We start from the raw sequence: 17,153 nt of genomic DNA on the forward strand, positions 1-17,153 counted from the left end.
ACCGGCATGATCGTCAACCCCGATGGCGTGCGCCACCAGATCCATGGCAACATCAACCAGACCCTGAGCCGCTGCCTGCTCGAACGCGTGCAGTTCGACGCGGCCGGCGTGGTCAGCCGCGAATGGGGCGGCTACCCCATCATCGGTTTCAAGGACCTGCCGCCCATCGACGTGCTGCTGATGCCGCGCCAGGACGAACCGCCCATGGGCGCCGGCGAATCCGCCTCGGTCCCCGGGCCCGCGGCCATCGCCAACGCCCTGTTCGACGCCACCGGCCGGCGCTTCCACCAGGCGCCCTTCACGCCCGACGTGGTGCGCGCCGCCCTCGCCCATCCAGACCGCTCCCCGAGGTCCGCATGATTGATATCGACACCCTGGTCCTGCAGCAGGCCGCGCAATGGCAGCGCGACGGCGTGCCTGCGTGGCTCGTCACCGTGGCGCGCACCTGGGGCTCGTCGCCGCGGCCGCCGGGCGCGCTGATGGCCCTGAACGCCCGCGGCGAGGTCGCCGGCTCGGTGTCCGGCGGCTGCATCGAGGACGATCTGGTGGCGCGCGTGCGCGCCGGCGCGGCCCCGGCGGCGCGGCCCGAGGTGCTGCGCTACGGCGTGCACGCCGACCAGGCGCGCCAGTTCGGCCTGCCCTGCGGCGGCACCCTCGAACTGGTGATGGAACGCATCGGTCCCGCCAGCCAGCTGCCGGCGCTGCGCGATCACTGCCTGCGCCGCGACTGCATCGAGCGCGAGCTGGACCTGGCCACCGGCGCCGTCAGCCTGCGCCCCGGCCCCGCCGATGGGCTGCCGCGCCTGACGGCCGCCGCCTTCACCTCGCACTTCGGCCCGTCGGTGCGGCTGATCGTGATCGGCGCCGGCGACACCACCGGCTATCTGTGCCAGATCGCGCTGACGCTCGGCTTCGAGGTCATCGTCTGCGATCCGCGCGACACCCAGTCGCCGGCCTGGACAATGCCCGGCGCGGTCCACAGCCGCGAGATGCCCGACGACCTGATCCTGCGCCTGCGGCCCGACCGCCGCACCGCCATCATCGCGCTGAGCCACGATCCCAAGCTCGACGACCTGGCGCTGATCGACGCCCTGCAGTCGCAAGCGTTCTACGTCGGCGCGATCGGCTCGCGCCGCAACAGCGACGCGCGCCGCGCGCGGCTGCGCGAGCATTTCGACCTGGGCGACGCCGACCTGGCGCGGTTGCGCGGCCCCGCCGGCCTCTATATCGGCAGCAAGACGCCCGCCGAGATCGCGCTATCGATCATGGCCGAGATCGTCGCCGCCAAGAACGGCGTGGCGCGCGGCGCGCTCGACAGCGTGGCCGCCGGCAAGGCGCGCGACGGCGTCCGCATCGCTCCTGTCGATCTGGCCACCGCCTGCCCCCTCTGATTACGCCATGCCCGCCCCCATTGCCGCCATCATCCTCGCCGCCGGGCAGGGATCGCGCCTGGGCGGCCGCGCCAAGCCGGCGCTGCGCATCGACGGCGTGAGCCTGCTGGAACGGCTGGCCCGCGGCCTGCGCGACGCGGGCGTCGCGCCGGTGCGCGCCGTCATCGGCCCCTATGCGGATATCCTGATGCCGCTGGCGCAACGCGCCGCGATCGCGCCGCTGGCGCAGGCGCTGCCGGACGCCTCGCTCGCCGATTCCCAGCGCCTGGCGCTGCGCGAACACGTCCGCGCCCATCCCGACCATGACCTGCTGCTGGTGCTGGCCGACCTGCCCCTGCTCGACGCGAACGCCATCGCCGACCTGCTGGCGCAATGGCGCGCCTGCGCGCCCGGCGCAGACAGCCTGCGCCCGCGCGTGGACGGCGCGCCGGGCCATCCGCTGCTGCTGTCGGCCGCGGCGGCGCGGGCCGCCAACGCGCTGCCGGCCGGCGCCGGATTGCGCCAATGGCTGGACCCGCGCAGCGGGCGCCATGCCGTCTTCGACAGCGCCAACCGCACCTACGTCACCGACCTGGACACGCCCGCCGACCTGGCGGCGCTGCGCGACGCGCTGGCGCCGGCGCGCGTCGACTGGCCGCCCGCGGCGGCCTGACGCGGTCGCCGCGCGCCGCCCCTCAGGCCAGGCTGCGCATGGCCTGGTCCATATCGGCGATCAGGTCTTCCTCGTGCTCCAGGCCGATGGAAATGCGGATCAGGCCTTCGGACACGCCGGCCGCGTCTCGCTCGGCCGCCGGCACGCCCGAATGCGTGGTCGAGGCCGGATGGCACACCAGCGACTCGGTGCCGCCCAGGCTCACCGCCGACTTGAACAGCCGCAGCGCGTTGATGAAGCGGAACGCCTTGGCGCGGCCGCCGTCCAGCACGAACGCGAAGGTCGAGCCCGGGCCGGTGCACTGGCGCTTGTAGACCGCCTGGTAGGCCTCGTCGGCGATGATCTCGGGGTGATAGATGCGCACCTTCTCGTGCGGATTGCCGGCCAGCCACTGCGCCACGCGGGTGGCGCTGCGCGCGGCCTGCTTCATGCGCAGCACCACGGTCTCCATCGAGCGCGTGATCATCCAGCACGAATGCGGATCGAGCTGCGAGCCGAAGGCGCTGCGGATGGCGCGCACCTTCTTGATCAGGTCCTTGGTGCCGGTGACGGCGCCGGCCACCAGGTCGCTGTGGCCGCCCACGTACTTGGTCAGCGAGTACACGCACAGGTCCACGCCATGCTCGGCCGGCTTCTGGAAGATCGGGCCCAGCAGCGTGTTGTCGCACACCGAGATCGGGCGATAGCCGTGGCGCGCGGCGAACGCGTCCAGCTCGGCCTTGACCGCCTGGAAGTCGATCAGCGCGTTGGTCGGATTGGCCGGCGTCTCCACGTAGAACAGCTTGACAGGCCCCTTGGCCGCGGCCGCTTCCAGCGCCTCGCGCATGCTCTGCGCCGACAGGCCGTCGTGGATCGGGTGCGAGCCGATGCCCCATTCCGGGAAGATCTTCGCGATCAACGTCTCGGTGCCGCCATACAGCGGCACCGACTGCACCAGCTGGTCGCCCGGGCGCAGGAACGCCAGGAACACCGCGCTGATCGCCGACATGCCGCTGGAGGTCACCGCGGCGTCCTCCGAGCCGTCCAGCAGCGACAGTCGGTCTTCGACGATCTCCAGGCTGGGATGGTTGAAGCGGCTGTACACCAGCCCGGCCGACTCGCCCTGCGGCAGCGGCTTGCGGCCCGACACCAGGTCGAAGAACTCGGCGCCGTCCTCGGCCGAACGGAAGGCGAAGGTCGAGGTGAGGAACACCGGCGGCTTGACCGCGCCCTCGGACAGGAACGGGTCGAAGCCGTACGACATCATCTGCGTTTCGGCGTGCAGGGGACGGCCTGAGATGTCTTTCTTGTGATAGCTGGAATAACTCATGGTGTGCCTCTCAAGGGGGAATGACGGCCTACCGGACGGCGGTATCACGGGTTCGGACACGATAGCGCCGCCGGCCAGGGGATGCAGGGAGTATGGGCGCGTCCGGCCACAATATTCTTTCCATTTATGCTTCAGGAACCGGATAATGGGAAACATCGTTTCCCATAGCCTTGAAACCATGAAAGAGACTGCCTTGTTACATCAACTTGACGCGATCGATTGGAAAATCATGAAAATCCTTCAAGAAGATGGCCGGCTTTCCAACGCCGAACTGGCCGAGCGCGTGTCGCTGTCGGCCTCGCCCTGCTGGAAGCGCCTCAAGCGCCTGGAAAGCTCGGGCGTCATCCGCGGCTACCAGGCCATCCTGGACCGCCGCGCGCTCGGCATGGGGGTGGTGGCGTTCGTCAGCATCTCGCTGGAAAACCACACCGAGAAGACCTGCCACGCGTTCGAGGCCGCCGTGGCCGCCATGCCCGAAGTGCTGGCCTGCCACAACACCACCGGCCAGCACGACTACCTGCTGCACATCGTGGCGCGCGACTTCGACGCCTACTCCGAATTCGTGCGCAACCGGCTGCGCACGCTGCCCGGCGTGAAGGAACTGCTGAGCACGCTGTCGATGCACGAAGTGAAGTCGTCGACCAAGCTGCACCTGTGATCCGCGCCCATCGCCGAAAAACCACAACCGCAAGGAGTGTCACGAAGCTGTAGCGACCCGTACCTAGAGTGTCGATTCCGATTGAATCCCAAAGAGGACTTCCTGTTATGAAATCGACTCTCCGCATCGCGGCGGCTGGCGCCTGCCTGTCCGTCTTCAGCTTCTCCCCCGCCCTCGCGGCGACGGCCACCTCCAGTTCGGTCCAGCTCTACGGCCTGATCGACACCGGTCTGCAATACCTCAGCAACGGTCCCGGCGGCAACAGCAAGACGGGCATGAGCACGGGCAATCTCAGCGGTTCGCGCTGGGGCCTGCGCGGCACCGAAGACCTGGGCGACGGCCTGTCGACCGTGTTCGTGCTGGAAAACGGCTTCGACTCCGACAACGGCCAGACCATGCAGGGCGGCCGCCTGTTCGGCCGCCAGGCCTACGTGGGCCTGTCGAGCAAGAGCCTGGGCCGCCTGACGCTGGGCCGCCACAACACGCTCATGATCGACTGGATGAGCAAGTACAACCCGTTCGACAACGCCAACTTCTCGATCAAGCGCCCCGACGCCGCCTTCTCCGACCGCACCGACAACGCGGTGATGTACGTCGGCAAGTTCGGCCCCGTGTCCGTCGGCGGCTACTACAGCTTCGGCTGGAACAACGAGCAGTCGTTCGACGACAAGACGCTGGGCCGCATGATCGGCGGCGGCGTGCGCTACCAGTCCGGCGGCCTGGACGCCGGCGTGCTGTATCACTCGAAGAACGCCGACAAGCCGGCCAAGGACGCCAACAGCGACAACCGCGAAGACCGCATCGTCGCGGGCCTGTCGTACGACTTCGAAGGCGTCAAGGTCTATGCCGGCTACCGCTGGCTGGAACAGAAGCTGACGCAGCGCAACTACAAGAACAACCTGACCTGGCTGGGCGTGACTTACCTGCCGGTGTCGAACAACCGCCTGTCGTTCGCCGTGTACCACCTGAACGACTCGGTCTGCGACGACATGAACAACGCCGTCTGCCCGGCCGCGCAGGCCGCCGGCACCGGCCAGAAGTCCACCATGTTCGTCCTGGGCAACGAATATGACCTGTCCAAGCGCACCACCGTCTATGCCGTCGCGGCCTACGCGGTGAACGACGACAAATCGGCGCAGAGCCTGATCGGCGGCAAGTATGGCGCCAACGTCGAGCCGGGCAAGAACCAGTTCGGCCTGAACCTTGGCCTGCGGCACCGGTTTTGAACGCGCTTGAACCTTCCGCGGGCGGCACGGCGATCGCCGTGCGCGGCCTGCGCCACGCCTTCAACGGCCACACCGTGCTGGACGGCGTCGACCTGGACGTGCCCGCGGGCACTGTCCTGGCGCTGCTGGGTCCGTCGGGCTGCGGCAAGAGCACCCTGCTCAAGTCGCTCGCCGGCCTGCTGCGGCCGCAGGGCGGCAGCATCGCCTTCGGCGATGCCGTCGTCTGCGACGCGCAGCGCCACGAACCGCCCGAACGCCGCGGCCTCGGCATGGCGTTCCAGGACTACGCGCTGTGGCCGCACATGAGCGTGGCCGGCAACGTCGCCTTTCCGCTGGAAATGCGCGGCGTCGCCCGGCGCGAGCGGCCGGCGCGGGTGCGGGAAGCCCTGGCCCTGGTCGGCCTGGGCGAGCACGCCGCGCGCCGGCCCTCGGAACTGTCGGGCGGCCAGCAGCAGCGCGTCGCGCTGGCCCGCGCCATCGTGGCGCGGCCGCGCGTGCTGCTGTTCGACGAACCGCTGTCCAACCTGGACCGGGCCCTGCGCGAATCGCTCTGCGTCGAAATCGGCGCCCTGTTGCGCCGGCTCGGCACCACCGCCGTCTACGTCACCCACGACCACGAGGAAGCCCATGCCCTGGCGCACACGATCGCCCGCATGGAACACGGCCGCATCGCCGACCTCGTGATGTCCAAACCCCAGGACTCTGCCTAAAATGCCCCACGTACCTCTTTCCAAACTACTTGCCACGTTCTTTATGACGCTTTCGTTCGGATTGGCCTCGGGCCAGGCCAAGGCGCTGACCGTTTACACCGCGGGCCCCGGCGGCCTGATCAAGCAGCTGGCCGCCGGCTTCCAGGAGAAGACCGGCATCAAGGTCGACGTGTTCCAGGCCACCACCGGCAAGGTCATGGCCCGGCTCGAAGCCGAGGCCGCCAACCCGCGCGCCGACGTGCTGATCTCGGCCTCGTGGGACACCGCGCAGGACCTCGACCAGCGCGGCTGGCTGCTGGCCTATGACAGCCCCAACGCGGCCCAGGTGCCGGCCCGCTTCAAGACCCCGACCTACGTGGCGCAGGGCATCTCGGCGCTGGGCATCGTCTGGAATTCGCGCAGCGGCACGCCCGAACCGCGCGACTGGTCAGACCTGACCGGCCCGCAGTTCAAGCAGAAGGTCACCACCCCCGACCCGGCCCTGTCGGGCGCCTCGCTCGACCTGCTGCTGGGCCTGCAAAGCGCCCAGGGCGAATCGGCCTGGAAGCTGTTCGAGACGCTGCGCGACAACGGCATGACCATCTCCGGCCCCAACGCCCAGGCGCTGACGCCGGTGCTGCAGGGCGCCAAGGCGGCGGTGTTCGGCGCGGTCGACTACGTGTCGTACGCCAGCGTCGAGAAAGGCGAATCGATCAAGGTGATCTTCCCGTCCAGCGGCACCGCCATCGCGCCGCGCCCGATGATGATCCTGAAGACCACCAAGGCGCCCGACCAGGCGCGCCAGTTCATCGACTACGTGCTGTCCGAGGACGGCCAGCGCGCCGTCGCCGACGCCTGGCTGATGCCGGCGCGCCAGGACGTGGCCGGCAAGCGGCCGCTGTTCAAGGACCTGGCGCTGCTGCCCGAGACCGCGCCCGGCGCCTCGCGCGCCGAGGTGCTGGCGCGTTTCGCGCGCCTGTTCGGCCAACACTGACAGGCCGGGATGCCGGCGCGTCCGGCATCCCCACCCCGACCATGAAAAGCGTCTTTCTCCTGGCGGCCATCACCGTGGCCGCCCTGGGCGTGCTCGTCGCCCTGCCGATGGCCTTCGTCGCGCTGCAGGCCGTCTTTCCCCATCTGGCCGAAGGCTCGCTGCGCAATCCCTTCGGCGCCTGGGCCGCCACCCTGGCCACGCCGGCGGCGCTGACGCTGGTGGGCGGCACGCTCAAGCTGGGCCTGGGCGTGGCCGCCGTCAGCGCCCTCATCGGCATTCCGCTGGGCGCGCTGCGCGGCCTGTTCCAGGTGCCGCTGGCGCGGCTCTGGGACCTGCTGTTCCTGGTGCCGTTCCTGCTGCCGCCCTACATCGCCGCGCTGTCGTGGACCATGGCGCTGCAACCGCGCGGCTACCTGGAGCAACTGACGGGCTTGCATCTCGGACCGCTGCTGTTCTCGCCCGCCGGCGTGACGCTGGCAATGGGGCTGGCGATCTTTCCGGTGGTGTATTTCGCCGTCTCGCGCAGCATGGCCGCCACCGGCGCGCGCCTGGCCGACGTCGCGCGCGTGTTCGGCGCCGGCCCGTGGCGCGCGTTCCTGCGCGTGACCTTGCCGCTGGCCCTGCCGGCCATCGCCGCCAGCCTGCTGCTGGCCTTCACGCTGGCGATCGAGGAATACGGCGTGCCCGCCGCGCTGGGCTCGCAGGCCGGCGTCGCCGTCATGACCACCGCCATCGAGCGGCGCCTGGCGGACTGGCCCATCGACCTGCCGGGCGCGGCGCTGCTGTCGCTGGTGCTGGTGGCGCTGGCGCTGACGGCCTACGCGGTGCAGCGCGCGCTGGTCGCCGGACGCGGCTTCGAGACCACCACCGGCAAGCCCGCGCCGCTGGCGCGCGGCCGGCTCGGCGCCTGGCGCTGGCCGGTGCTGGGCCTGTTCGCGGCGGTCGCGCTGGTGGCGGTGGCGGCGCCGCTGGCATCGATGCTGGCCGCGGCCCTGACGCGCCACGTCTCCGCCGGGCTGTCGCTGGACAACCTGACCCTGGCCAACTTCGCGGCCCTGTTCCAGGCCGGCGGCGAGGCCTGGCAGGCGCTTTCGACCAGCCTGCTGCTGGCCACCGGCACCGCGCTGGCCGCGGGCGCCGTGGGCCTGCTGGCGGCCTGGTGCGTGGCCGGCCGCCACGTGCCGGGCGCGGCCGTCATCGACGCGCTGGCGCTGCTGCCCGCGGCGCTGCCCGGCGTGGTGGTGGGGGTCGGCCTGATCCTGGCCTGGAACCAGCCGTTCTGGCCGGCCTCGCCGTATGGCACCTGGGGCATCCTGCTGCTGTCGTACACCTGCCTGCTGCTGCCCTACCCGGTGCGCTACGTCAGCGCCGCGCTGGCGCAGATCGGCGCCAACCTGGAGGCGGCGGCGCGGGTGCATGGCGCCAGCGCCGCGGCGGCCTTGCGCCGCATCGTGCTGCCGCTGGTGCTGCCCGGCCTGGCGGCCGCGATGCTGATGGTGTTCGCCGTGGCCTCGCGCGAACTGGTCACCTCGCTGCTGCTGGCGCCCGCCGGCGTGCAGACGGTGTCGGCGTTCGTCTGGCGGCAGTTCGAGCAGGGTTCGGTGGGCGAAGGCATGGCCATGGCCGCGGTGGCGGTCGGCGTCAGCCTGACGCTGATGCTGGCCGCCACCTCGATCCGGCGCGGCCGGTCGGCCTAGCGGCCTGGCGGCGTTTTACATCTGGCCCTGCACCACGCGGTTGCGGCCCTGGTTCTTGGCCTGATAGAGGCCGCGGTCGGCCACCTGGATCAGGTCGGTGCACGGCTGGTCGGCGGCCGGCACGGCGGTGGCGGTGCCGATGCTGACGGTCAGCCACGGGCCGCCGTTGGTGTCCTTCTGCGGAATCTGCATGGCCTCGACGGCGCGGCGCAGCTTCTCGGCGGCCAGCCGGGCGCTGCCCGACGGCGTGCCCGGCAGCACCAGCGCAAATTCCTCGCCGCCGAAGCGCGCGGCCAGGTCGGTGGAGCGGTCGCAGCTGGCGAAGATGGTGTTGGCGACGCGCTTGAGCGCCTCGTCGCCGGCGATGTGGCCGTAGGTGTCGTTGTAGGACTTGAAATGGTCCACGTCGATCATCAGCATGCTGATCTCGCGGCCATCGCGGCGCGCCCGCAGCCATTCGGCGTTCAGATACTCGTCGAAATAGCGGCGGTTGCCCAGGCCCGTCAGGCCGTCGGAATTGGTCAGGCGGCGCAGCTCCATATTGCTTTCCAGCAGCTGCTGCTGGCTCTGGCGCAGCGCCTGGTAGGCCTCGTCGCGCTGCACCAGCGCCAGATACGAGCGCGAGTGGTAGCGAATGCGCGCCACCAGCTCGATCGAATCCGGCAGCTTCACCAGATAGTCGTTGGCGCCGGCCGCGAAGGCCGCGCTCTTGATGGCCGGGTCTTCCTTGGTCGACAGCACGATGATGGGGATGTCGCGCGTGACCGGATGGCTGCGGTATTCCTGCACCAGGCTCAGGCCGTCCACGCCCGGCAGCACCAGGTCCTGCAGGATCACCGTGGGCCGCGTCTGCACCGCCACGGTCAGCGCCTTGTAGGGGTCCGAGCAGTAATGGAAGTCGATATTGCCCTCCGTGGCCAGGGCCCGGCGGATGGCCTCGCCGACCATGACCTGATCGTCGACCAGCAGCACCATGGCCGCGTGCGAGTTCAGGTCGGCCGAGGCCGGGCTGTCAAAGGGGGGGGGTGCATAGTCTCGTTCCTTGATTTCTAGCGATATCCGCCGGATCAGGCAAACGCCTGGATCAAGCGGGGTGCGATCTTGTCCAGCGCACGGATTTCAACGGCGGCCTGCATCGCGGCGGCCGCCTTGGGCATGCCATAGACCGCGCTGGTGGCCTGGTCCTGGGCGATGGTCAGGCAGCCACGTTCGCGCAGCGCCTTCAGGCCGCGCGCCCCGTCCTGCCCCATGCCCGTCAGCAGCACGCCGACGACCAGGCCGCGCCAATGCTGCGCGACGCTATGGAAAAATACATCAATAGAGGGCCGGTACAGGCTTTCTTTCGGATTCTCGGTGTAACGCAGCGTACCATCGGCCAGCAGGTGCAGATGGTCGTCGGTGCCGGCCAGCAGCACCTGTCCAGGCGCCGGCCGCTCGCCCTCGCGCACCAGCCGCACCGGCAGCGCGATCTGGTCATTGAGCCAGTCGGCCATGCCGGCCGCGAAGGATGCGTCCACGTGCTGCACCAGCACGATGCCGGCGGGAAAGCTCAACGGAATGTCGCGCAGCAGCTGCGCCAGCGTGGACGGGCCGCCGGCCGAGGCGCCGATCACCAGCAGGCCCTGCGACGGATCGGCCTGGGGCGCGGTGCGGGCCACCGGGCTGAGCGCGGTGCGATTGCTGCCGTAGCGCCCGATCAGCCAGCCGATGTTGCGGATCTTGCGCAAGAGCGGCGCCGCCGCGCTGCGCAGGTCGGCGCTGCCGACCACCGGCGTGTCGGCGGCATCCAGGGCGCCGTAGCCCATGGCGTCGAACACCCGCGCGGTGTGGCGCGCCACGTCGACCGTGACCACCACGATGGCGCAAGGCGATTCGGCCATGATGCGGCGGGTGGCCTCGACGCCGTCCATGACGGGCATGACGAGGTCCATCAGCACCACGTCGGGCCGGTCCAGGGCGCATTGCTCGACGGCCTCCTGGCCGTTGGACGCGACCCAGGCCACTTCCAGCCCCGGCTCCAGCGCGATGACGCGCCTGAGGGTTTCCACCGCCATCTGAAGATCGTTGACGATTCCGATTCTCACGTCCGCGCCTTTCCGATCAGGTCTTCCACGGCGTCCAGCAAGGCATCGTCGTGGAAACTACCCTTGGCCAGATAATAGTCGGCGCCCGCGTCCAGCCCGCGTCGCCGGTCCTCTTCGCGATCCTTGTAAGACACTACCATCACCGGCAGGCTTTGCAACTTGGGATCTGCCTTGATGCGCGACACCAGTTCGATGCCGTCCATGCGCGGCATGTCGACATCGGTCACGACCAGGTCAAAGGCCTCGTTGCGCAGCATGTTCCAGCCGTCCATGCCGTCCACCGCCACCGCCACCTCGAAACCCCGGTTCAGCAGCAGCTTGCGTTCCAGTTCCCGCACCGTCAGCGAATCGTCCACCACCAGCACGCGCTTGCGGCGCCGCGCCTGCGCCACCGGGCCGCCGCCGTCGACCCGGGCCAGGCGGCCGCCCTCGACCAGCTTCTGCACCGACAGCAGCATGTCCTCGACGTCCAGGATCAGGAGCGGCGTGCCGTCGTCCATCAACGAACCGGCCATCACGTCCTGCACCTTGCCCAGGCGCGGATCGAGCGGCTGCACCACCAGCGTGCGCTCGCCCACGTAGCGGTCCACGGCGATGCCGTAAAGGCGGTCGTGATCGCCGACCACCACCACCGACAGGGTCTCGGCGGCCGGCGCCGGCTCGCCCGAGTGCAGGATCTGGCGCGCCGACACCAGGCCGATCTGGCGGTCCATGAAGCGGAAATGCTGGTGCCCTTCGAGCTGCTCGATGTCCTGCGCCCGCACCTGCAGCGCATGGCTGACGTAGGCCAGCGGGAACGCGTAGATGTCGCCCTGCACCTCGACCAGCAGGCTGCGCACCACCGACAGCGACAGCGGCATCTCCAGCACGAAACGCGTGCCCTGCCCGGTCTGCTGGTGGATGCGAACCGCGCCGCGCAGCTGCCGCACCATGGTCTGCACCACGTCCAGCCCGACGCCGCGGCCCGAGATCTCGGTGACCTCGCCGCGCGTGCTGAAGCCGGACAGGAACAGGAATTCCAGCAGCTCGGCCTCGCTCAGGCGGGCGGCGGTCTCGGCGTTGGTCAGCTTGCGCTGCACCACCTCGACCCGCAGGCGGTCCAGCGAAATGCCGCCGCCGTCGTCGCTCAATTCGATCAGCAGCATGCCGGCCGCGTGGCGCGCCGACAGCCGGATGCGGCCCTCGGCGGGCTTGCCGGCATCAAGCCGGTCCATCGGCATCTCGATGCCGTGGTCCACCGCGTTGCGCAGCAGGTGCATCAGGGGCGCGTCCAGCTTGTCGAGGATGTCGCGGTCGACCTGGGTCGAATCGCCCTCGATCTCCAGGCGCACCTGCTTGCCCAGCGAGCGGCCCAGGTCGCGCACCATGCGCGCCATGCCGCCCAGGCCGTCGCCGAACGGCCGCATGCGGCAGGCCAGCGCGGTGTCGTACAGGCGCTGCGCCAGATGGCCCATGCGCCAGCCGAACTCGTCGACCTCGCCGGCGCGCTGGATCAATTCCTGCTGGCAGGCCTCGACGATGCGCTGGGCATCGTCCAGCGCCGCCTGGCCGCGGGCGTCCACCTGCACGCCGGCCAGCGCCGCGCGCAGGCTGTCCAGCGCCTGGCCCGCACCCGATTGCAGGCGCCGCAGGCGCAGCATCGAGGCGCTGAACGGCGCGATCCAGTGCGATTCGACCAGCGTTTCGCTGGACAGGCCCAGCAGCTTGTTGAGCGTGTCGGCCGTGACCCGCAGCACCCGCTCGCCCTCGCCCAGCGTCTGGTCGGAACTGCGGCGCGCGGGCGGCGGGGCCGGCGGCGGATCGTCGGGCTGGTGGATCGGCGGCAGGAAGTCCGAGGGTTTGGGCGCACGCTCGACCACCGGCGCGGCCGGCGGCGCGTTGGGGGCATTGGACAGGCGCGCCACCAGGTCGTCGATGGCATCGCCCAGGTCGGCGCCCGGCGTCGCCACCCGTTGCAGCAGATCCGTGCCCTGCAGCAGCGCGTCGATGTCGGCCGCCTGCAGCCGCAGGCGCCCTTCCTGCGCCGCCACCAGGCAGTCTTCCATGGCGTGCGCGATGCGCACCGCCGGATGCAGGTCGACGATGCGGGCCGCGCCCTTGAGCGAATGCGCCGCGCGCATGCAGGCCTCGAGCTGCGCCGCCGAGGTCGGATCGTGCTCCAGCGCCAGCAGGCCGTTGTTGAGCACCTGCACCTGATTGCGGGTTTCCAGCTGGAACAGCTCCAGCAGCGAGGCGTCGCGCATCTGGTCCGGGTTCACGCCAGGCTCCGTTCCAAGGCTTGCATCAACAGGGTCTCGTCCAGCACGCCGACACTGCGGGCGCCGCAGCGGACCACCCCGCGCGAATACTTCAGGCTGGCCCCTTCGACCGTGGCCGGCAGCGCTTCGAGCGCGTCCAGGTCCACGCTGTGGATGCCTTCCACTTCGTCGACCGGCAACACCACCGCGCGGCCCGCGCCGCCGAAGATCAGCATGCGCGCCGCGGCGGGCCGCTCGCGGCCGTTGTCGACCGCCGCGCCGTCCAGGCCCAGCAGCCGGCCCAGCGACACGCAGACGGTGAGCGTGCCGCGCACGTTGGTCACGCCCAGCACCGCCGGATCGCGCCGGTGCGGCAGCGACAGGATGGCGCGGGTGCCGGCCACCTCGTCCAGCGCCTTGGTCGGCAGGCCCAGCCATTCGCCCTGCAGCCGGAACACCAGCAGCGACGAGAGCCGCGCCTGGACCTTGCGCGCGGCGCCGTCGACCGGCGCGGCGATCTGCGGCGGCAGGCGGTCGAGGATGCGCTTGGCGGCGCCCGCATACACCGGGCAATTGCGGCAATGCACGTACTCGGGCAGGCGCTCGCAGCGCTTGTCGCCGCGGCTGCCGATGCGGTTCCAGCAATCGTCCACTTCCGCCAGGCTGGCCAGGAAATCACTCACGGCGGGCCTCCTGGCGCGCGGCGCGCGCCTGCAGTCGGCGGGCGCCTTCCGCGTCGCCCTCGGATTCGACCAGCGCCGCCAGGTGCAGCAGCGCCTCGCGGTGGGTCGGATCCAGGTACAGCGCCTTGCGGTAGGCGGCCTGCGCCTGGCGCGTGTCGCCGCCGGCATCCTGCAGCAGGCCCAGCAGATACAGCGCGTCGGCGCTGGCGCCATGCTCGGCCAGGTGGATGCGGCATTGAGCCATGGCCTCCTGCACCCGGCCCTGGTCGGCCAGCACGGCGATGGCGCGCAAGGCGGCATCGTTTCCGCTGTCCGCCGGCCTGGCGGGCGCGGCGGCGGGCGACGGGCGCGGCGAGGGGGCCAGCGTGGATGGCCGCGCGCCTGGCGCCGGCGCGGCCGGCATCCGGACCGGCCGCTGGGCCGACAGATGCATCGCCAGCGGCCGCGGCGCGGGCGGCGTCCAGGCAGCGGGCGCCACCGGCTCGGCCGGCTTGGGCGCTTCGGCGTGGAAGGCGAAGGCGCGCGCCAGGGGCAGCGCCGGCAGGCGCCGCCCAGTCATCAGGCTGGTCTCGGCCGGCCCCACGAACAGCACGCCGTCGCGGCGCGCGAAGCCCTTGAGCAGCGCCACCGCCCGCTCCTGCGTGGCGGCGTCGAAATAGATCAGCAGGTTGCGGCAGAACACGAAGTCATAGGGCAGCACGTTCGGCAGCAGATGCGCATCGAACAGATTGCCCGCCAGGAAGCGCACCCGCGCCATCACCACGTCGGCCAGTTGATGGCCGTCGGCGGTCTCGGTGAAATAGCGGTCGCGGTACGACAGGTTGTCGCCGCGGAACGAATTGCGGCCATAACAGGCGCGCCGGGCGAACTCGACCATGCGCTCGCTGATGTCCACCGCGTCGATCTGGAAGCGCGCGGGCGGCACCCCGGCATCGAGCAGCGCCATGGCGATGGAATACGGCTCCTCGCCGCTGGAACAGGGCACGCTCAGCACCCGCAGCACGCGCGCCTCGGCGCCCGGCGCGAACAGGCGCTCGCGCGCCAGCGAGGCCATCGCCGCCTGCGATTCCGGATAGCGGAAGAACCAGGTCTCCGGCACGATCACCGCCTCGATCAGCTGCTGCATCTCGGCCGGCGAGGTCTGCAGCAGCGCCAGGTAATCCTGCTCGTCGTCGCTGCCCGCCGCCTGCATGCGGTGGCGCACCGCGCGCTCGATCGCGGCGCTGCCGATGGAGCCGCTGTCCAGCCCCATCTTGCGCTTGAGCGCCGCGCTGAAGTCATCCACCCTTGTCATGCCCGGGCTCCTTCGTCCGACGCCATCGCGGCCGGAAACAGCAGCGCCCGCACCGCCTCGGGCAACAGGTCGGCCACCTTGACCGCCTGCACCATGCCGCGGCCGTCGCTCAGCACCGGCCCCAGGTAGCGCGCCTGCGGCGTCTCCAGCCCGACCGGCCGGAACGTCGCCGGATCATAGTGCGCGGTCTCGGTGGCCTGCTCCAGGATCAGCCCCAGCAGGCGTTCCTCGTGGGCGCCCGCCGGCCGGTAGCGCACCAGCGCCAGCCGCGTGCTGGTCACCAGCGTCGCGGCGCCGGCGCCGGCCAGCGCGCTCAGGTCGATGGCCGGCACGGCCGCGCCGCGGCAATCGAACATGCCCGCCACCCAGGGCGGCGTGCCCGGCACCTGCTTGAACGTGCGCATGCCCAGCACTTCGATCACGTCGGCCGCGTCCAGCGCATAGCGGTCCGCGGCGATGCGGAACAGCAGGTACAGCCGGCGCCGGGCGGTGGCGCCGGCGGCCGCGGACGGGATCGGGGCCTGGTCGGGCATGGAACGTCAGACCTTGAAGCGCGACACGCCGCTGCGCAGGTCGTTGGCCACCAGCGTCAGCTCCTCGATCGCCAGGCTCGACTGGCGCAGCGATTCCACCGTCTGCTGGGCCGCGTCGCTCAGCTGCTGCAGCGCCTGGTTGATCTGCTCGGCGCCCGTGGCCTGCGCCTGCATGCCCTCGTTGACCATCAGCACGCGCGGCGCCAGCGTCTGCACCTGCTGGATGATCTGCGACAGCTGGTCGCCCACCTGCTGCATGTCGGCCATGCCGCGGCGCACTTCTTCCGAAAACTTGTCCATGCCCATCACGCCGGCCGACACCGACGACTGGATCTCGCGCACCATCTGCTCGATGTCGTAGGTGGCCACGGCGGTCTGGTCCGCCAGGCGCCGGATCTCGGTCGCCACCACCACGAAGCCGCGGCCGTACTCGCCGGCCTTCTCGGCCTCGATGGCGGCGTTCAGCGACAGCAGGTTGGTCTGGTCGGCCACCTTCGTGATCGTGGTGACCACTTGCGTGATATTGCCGGCCTTCTCATTCAGGATGGCCAGCTTGGCGTTGACCGAGCCGGCCGCGCCGACCACGTTGCGCATGGTGTCTTCCATGCGCGCCAGGCCGACCTGGCCGCTGCCGGCCAGCGACGCGGTCTGCTCGGCCGCGTTCGACACCTCGGTCATGGTGCGCACCAGCTCGCGCGAAGTCGCCGAGATCTCGCGCGAGGTCGCGCCGATCTCGGTGGTGGTGGCCGCCACTTCCGACGCGGTGGCCTGCTGCTGCTTGGAGGTGGCCGCGATCTCGGTCACCGACGTGGCCACCTGCACCGCCGAACGCTGGGTCTTGCCGACCAGCCCGGTCAGCTCGTCGACCATGCCGTTGAAGCCGCCCTCGATGGCGTTGAATTCATCCTTGCGCGACAGCGTCAGGCGGCGCGTCAGGTCGCCGCCGCCGGTGGCTTCCAGCGTCTTGACGATGCTGTTCATCGGGTTGACGATGGCGCGCATCAGCAGAATGCCGCAGATGATCGCGGCGATGATCGCCAGCGCCAGCGACGCCAGCATGCCGACCTCGGCCTTGTCCACCGCCCGCTGGATGCTGATGGCCGATTCATCGGCCTGCTGCTTGTTGGCCGCCACCATGTTGGCCAGCACGTCGCGGCCGAGGTAGAACGCCGGACGCAGATCGGCCTTGATCTTGGCCTGGGCCCGCGCCGGATCGGTCGACACGGCCGGGTCCAGGATCTCCGCGCGGATGCGCATGTAGGCCTGCAGCGTCTTCTCGAATTCCTCGAACATGCGCTGGTCTTCGCCGCGCAGCACCGTGCGGCGGTACTGGTCGATGTTCTCCTGCAGCTGCTGGTCGCTGCGCGGCAGGGCCGCCAGCGCGGCGCGGCGCTCCTGCTCGGTGTCGGTATTGAAGGCGTCCTGCACCGCCACGAAGCCGGCGAACCAGGAGGCCCGGATCGAGGTGCTGTAGTAGATGCCCGGCACGGCGTCGGTGTTGATCGACTTGGCCTCGGCCTCGACCTGCAGCAGCCGCTGGTAATCGACCACCACCATCAAGCCCATGATGGCCAGGATCACCAGGAAGCTGGCGATGATGCGCTCGCGTAATGTCAGATTCTTCATACCGGGACGCCCCATTCATGACCGGATGTGGAAATAATCGACAATTATTGCAAACGCGGGCGCTGTCAGCTACGGAAAAA

The 17,153-nt window shown here is 70.3% G+C and carries 15 protein-coding genes and 1 pseudogene; 8 read left to right on the forward strand and 8 right to left on the reverse strand.

Annotated features, from left to right (window positions below):
* The 3 genes and pseudogenes from AOZ49_RS18295 to AOZ49_RS18305 form a co-directional block, all read left to right on the forward strand.
* A pseudogene (locus AOZ49_RS18295) lies at positions 1-360 on the forward strand (molybdopterin-dependent oxidoreductase); the annotation flags it as partial.
* Complete coding sequence (locus AOZ49_RS18300) at positions 357-1,391, forward strand: XdhC family protein (protein WP_054434729.1); 1,035 nt, start codon at positions 357-359, stop codon at positions 1,389-1,391. The pseudogene AOZ49_RS18295 and the gene AOZ49_RS18300, both read left to right, overlap by 4 nt.
* 7 nt (positions 1,392-1,398) lie before the next feature.
* The gene (locus AOZ49_RS18305; protein WP_054476981.1) at positions 1,399-2,043 is read left to right on the forward strand and encodes an NTP transferase domain-containing protein; all 645 of its coding nucleotides are present in this window, start codon (positions 1,399-1,401) and stop codon (positions 2,041-2,043) included.
* Positions 2,044-2,065: 22 nt separating this feature from the next.
* Here the strand turns inward: AOZ49_RS18305 and AOZ49_RS18310 are convergent, their stop codons facing one another.
* Positions 2,066-3,352, reverse strand: a complete 1,287-nt coding sequence (locus AOZ49_RS18310; RefSeq protein WP_054476983.1) for a cystathionine gamma-synthase family protein — start codon at positions 3,350-3,352, stop codon at positions 2,066-2,068.
* Positions 3,353-3,530: 178 nt separating this feature from the next.
* Between AOZ49_RS18310 and AOZ49_RS18315 the strand changes: the two genes are divergently transcribed.
* The 5 genes from AOZ49_RS18315 to AOZ49_RS18335 all read left to right on the forward strand — a co-directional run bounded on the left by AOZ49_RS18315 (position 3,531) and on the right by AOZ49_RS18335 (position 8,616).
* Positions 3,531-4,010, forward strand: a complete 480-nt coding sequence (locus tag AOZ49_RS18315; protein ID WP_082380495.1) for an Lrp/AsnC family transcriptional regulator — start codon at positions 3,531-3,533, stop codon at positions 4,008-4,010.
* 107 nt (positions 4,011-4,117) lie between these two features.
* Complete coding sequence (locus tag AOZ49_RS18320; protein ID WP_054476986.1) at positions 4,118-5,236, forward strand: porin; 1,119 nt, start codon at positions 4,118-4,120, stop codon at positions 5,234-5,236.
* Positions 5,233-5,946 carry an ABC transporter ATP-binding protein gene (locus tag AOZ49_RS18325; protein ID WP_054476989.1) on the forward strand — a complete coding sequence of 238 codons (714 nt, stop codon included), beginning with the start codon at positions 5,233-5,235 and terminating at the stop codon, positions 5,944-5,946. Before AOZ49_RS18320 ends, AOZ49_RS18325 begins: the two co-directional genes overlap by 4 nt.
* A 43-nt stretch (positions 5,947-5,989) precedes the next feature.
* Positions 5,990-6,919, forward strand: a complete 930-nt coding sequence (locus AOZ49_RS18330; protein WP_197286744.1) for an ABC transporter substrate-binding protein — start codon at positions 5,990-5,992, stop codon at positions 6,917-6,919.
* 41 nt (positions 6,920-6,960) lie between these two features.
* Positions 6,961-8,616, forward strand: a complete 1,656-nt coding sequence (locus AOZ49_RS18335) for an ABC transporter permease (RefSeq protein ID WP_054476991.1) — start codon at positions 6,961-6,963, stop codon at positions 8,614-8,616.
* Between the two features lie 15 nt (positions 8,617-8,631).
* On the opposite strand, the gene AOZ49_RS18340 is transcribed toward AOZ49_RS18335, so the two are convergent.
* The 7 genes from AOZ49_RS18340 to AOZ49_RS18370 all read right to left on the reverse strand — a co-directional run bounded on the left by AOZ49_RS18340 (position 8,632) and on the right by AOZ49_RS18370 (position 17,073).
* On the reverse strand, positions 8,632-9,591 hold the full coding sequence (locus tag AOZ49_RS18340) for a response regulator (protein ID WP_054476993.1): 960 nt from the start codon (positions 9,589-9,591) through the stop codon (positions 8,632-8,634).
* A 92-nt stretch (positions 9,592-9,683) separates the two neighbouring features.
* Positions 9,684-10,700: a chemotaxis response regulator protein-glutamate methylesterase gene (locus AOZ49_RS18345; protein ID WP_054476994.1), complete on the reverse strand. Its 1,017-nt coding sequence runs from the start codon at positions 10,698-10,700 to the stop codon at positions 9,684-9,686.
* Positions 10,697-12,958, reverse strand: a complete 2,262-nt coding sequence (locus AOZ49_RS18350) for a hybrid sensor histidine kinase/response regulator (protein ID WP_054434714.1) — start codon at positions 12,956-12,958, stop codon at positions 10,697-10,699. Before AOZ49_RS18350 ends, AOZ49_RS18345 begins: the two co-directional genes overlap by 4 nt.
* On the reverse strand, positions 12,955-13,620 hold the full coding sequence (locus tag AOZ49_RS18355) for a chemotaxis protein CheW (RefSeq protein WP_054434712.1): 666 nt from the start codon (positions 13,618-13,620) through the stop codon (positions 12,955-12,957). The genes AOZ49_RS18350 and AOZ49_RS18355 overlap by 4 nt, the downstream gene beginning before the upstream one ends.
* A complete protein-coding gene (locus AOZ49_RS18360) occupies positions 13,613-14,914 on the reverse strand; it encodes a CheR family methyltransferase (RefSeq protein WP_054476996.1) in 1,302 nt (433 codons plus the stop codon). The genes AOZ49_RS18355 and AOZ49_RS18360 overlap by 8 nt, the downstream gene beginning before the upstream one ends.
* Positions 14,911-15,447, reverse strand: a complete 537-nt coding sequence (locus tag AOZ49_RS18365; RefSeq protein WP_054476998.1) for a chemotaxis protein CheW — start codon at positions 15,445-15,447, stop codon at positions 14,911-14,913. Before AOZ49_RS18365 ends, AOZ49_RS18360 begins: the two co-directional genes overlap by 4 nt.
* A 6-nt stretch (positions 15,448-15,453) precedes the next feature.
* Positions 15,454-17,073, reverse strand: coding sequence for a methyl-accepting chemotaxis protein (locus tag AOZ49_RS18370; RefSeq protein WP_054434705.1), 1,620 nt, complete (start codon positions 17,071-17,073; stop codon positions 15,454-15,456).
* Between the last annotated feature and the right edge of the window lie 80 nt (positions 17,074-17,153).

Source organism: Achromobacter sp. 2789STDY5608615 (assembly GCF_001298995.1).
Lineage (GTDB): Bacteria > Pseudomonadota > Gammaproteobacteria > Burkholderiales > Burkholderiaceae_B > Achromobacter > Achromobacter insuavis.

What these genes read in the sequence shown, in the direction of transcription:
- AOZ49_RS18320 (WP_054476986.1), top strand. Translation starts at nt 4,118, where the DNA reads ATGAAATCGACTCTCCGCATCGCGGCGGCTGGCGCCTGCCTGTCCGTC.
- AOZ49_RS18310 (WP_054476983.1), bottom strand. Translation starts at nt 3,352, where the DNA reads ATGAGTTATTCCAGCTATCACAAGAAAGACATCTCAGGCCGTCCCCTG.
- AOZ49_RS18365 (WP_054476998.1), bottom strand. Translation starts at nt 15,447, where the DNA reads ATGCCCGACCAGGCCCCGATCCCGTCCGCGGCCGCCGGCGCCACCGCC.
- AOZ49_RS18330 (WP_197286744.1), top strand. Translation starts at nt 5,990, where the DNA reads ATGACGCTTTCGTTCGGATTGGCCTCGGGCCAGGCCAAGGCGCTGACC.
- AOZ49_RS18360 (WP_054476996.1), bottom strand. Translation starts at nt 14,914, where the DNA reads ATGACAAGGGTGGATGACTTCAGCGCGGCGCTCAAGCGCAAGATGGGG.
- AOZ49_RS18305 (WP_054476981.1), top strand. Translation starts at nt 1,399, where the DNA reads ATGCCCGCCCCCATTGCCGCCATCATCCTCGCCGCCGGGCAGGGATCG.
- AOZ49_RS18340 (WP_054476993.1), bottom strand. Translation starts at nt 9,591, where the DNA reads ATGGTGCTGCTGGTCGACGATCAGGTCATGGTCGGCGAGGCCATCCGC.
- AOZ49_RS18335 (WP_054476991.1), top strand. Translation starts at nt 6,961, where the DNA reads ATGAAAAGCGTCTTTCTCCTGGCGGCCATCACCGTGGCCGCCCTGGGC.
- AOZ49_RS18315 (WP_082380495.1), top strand. Translation starts at nt 3,531, where the DNA reads ATGAAAGAGACTGCCTTGTTACATCAACTTGACGCGATCGATTGGAAA.
- AOZ49_RS18370 (WP_054434705.1), bottom strand. Translation starts at nt 17,073, where the DNA reads ATGAAGAATCTGACATTACGCGAGCGCATCATCGCCAGCTTCCTGGTG.
- AOZ49_RS18300 (WP_054434729.1), top strand. Translation starts at nt 357, where the DNA reads ATGATTGATATCGACACCCTGGTCCTGCAGCAGGCCGCGCAATGGCAG.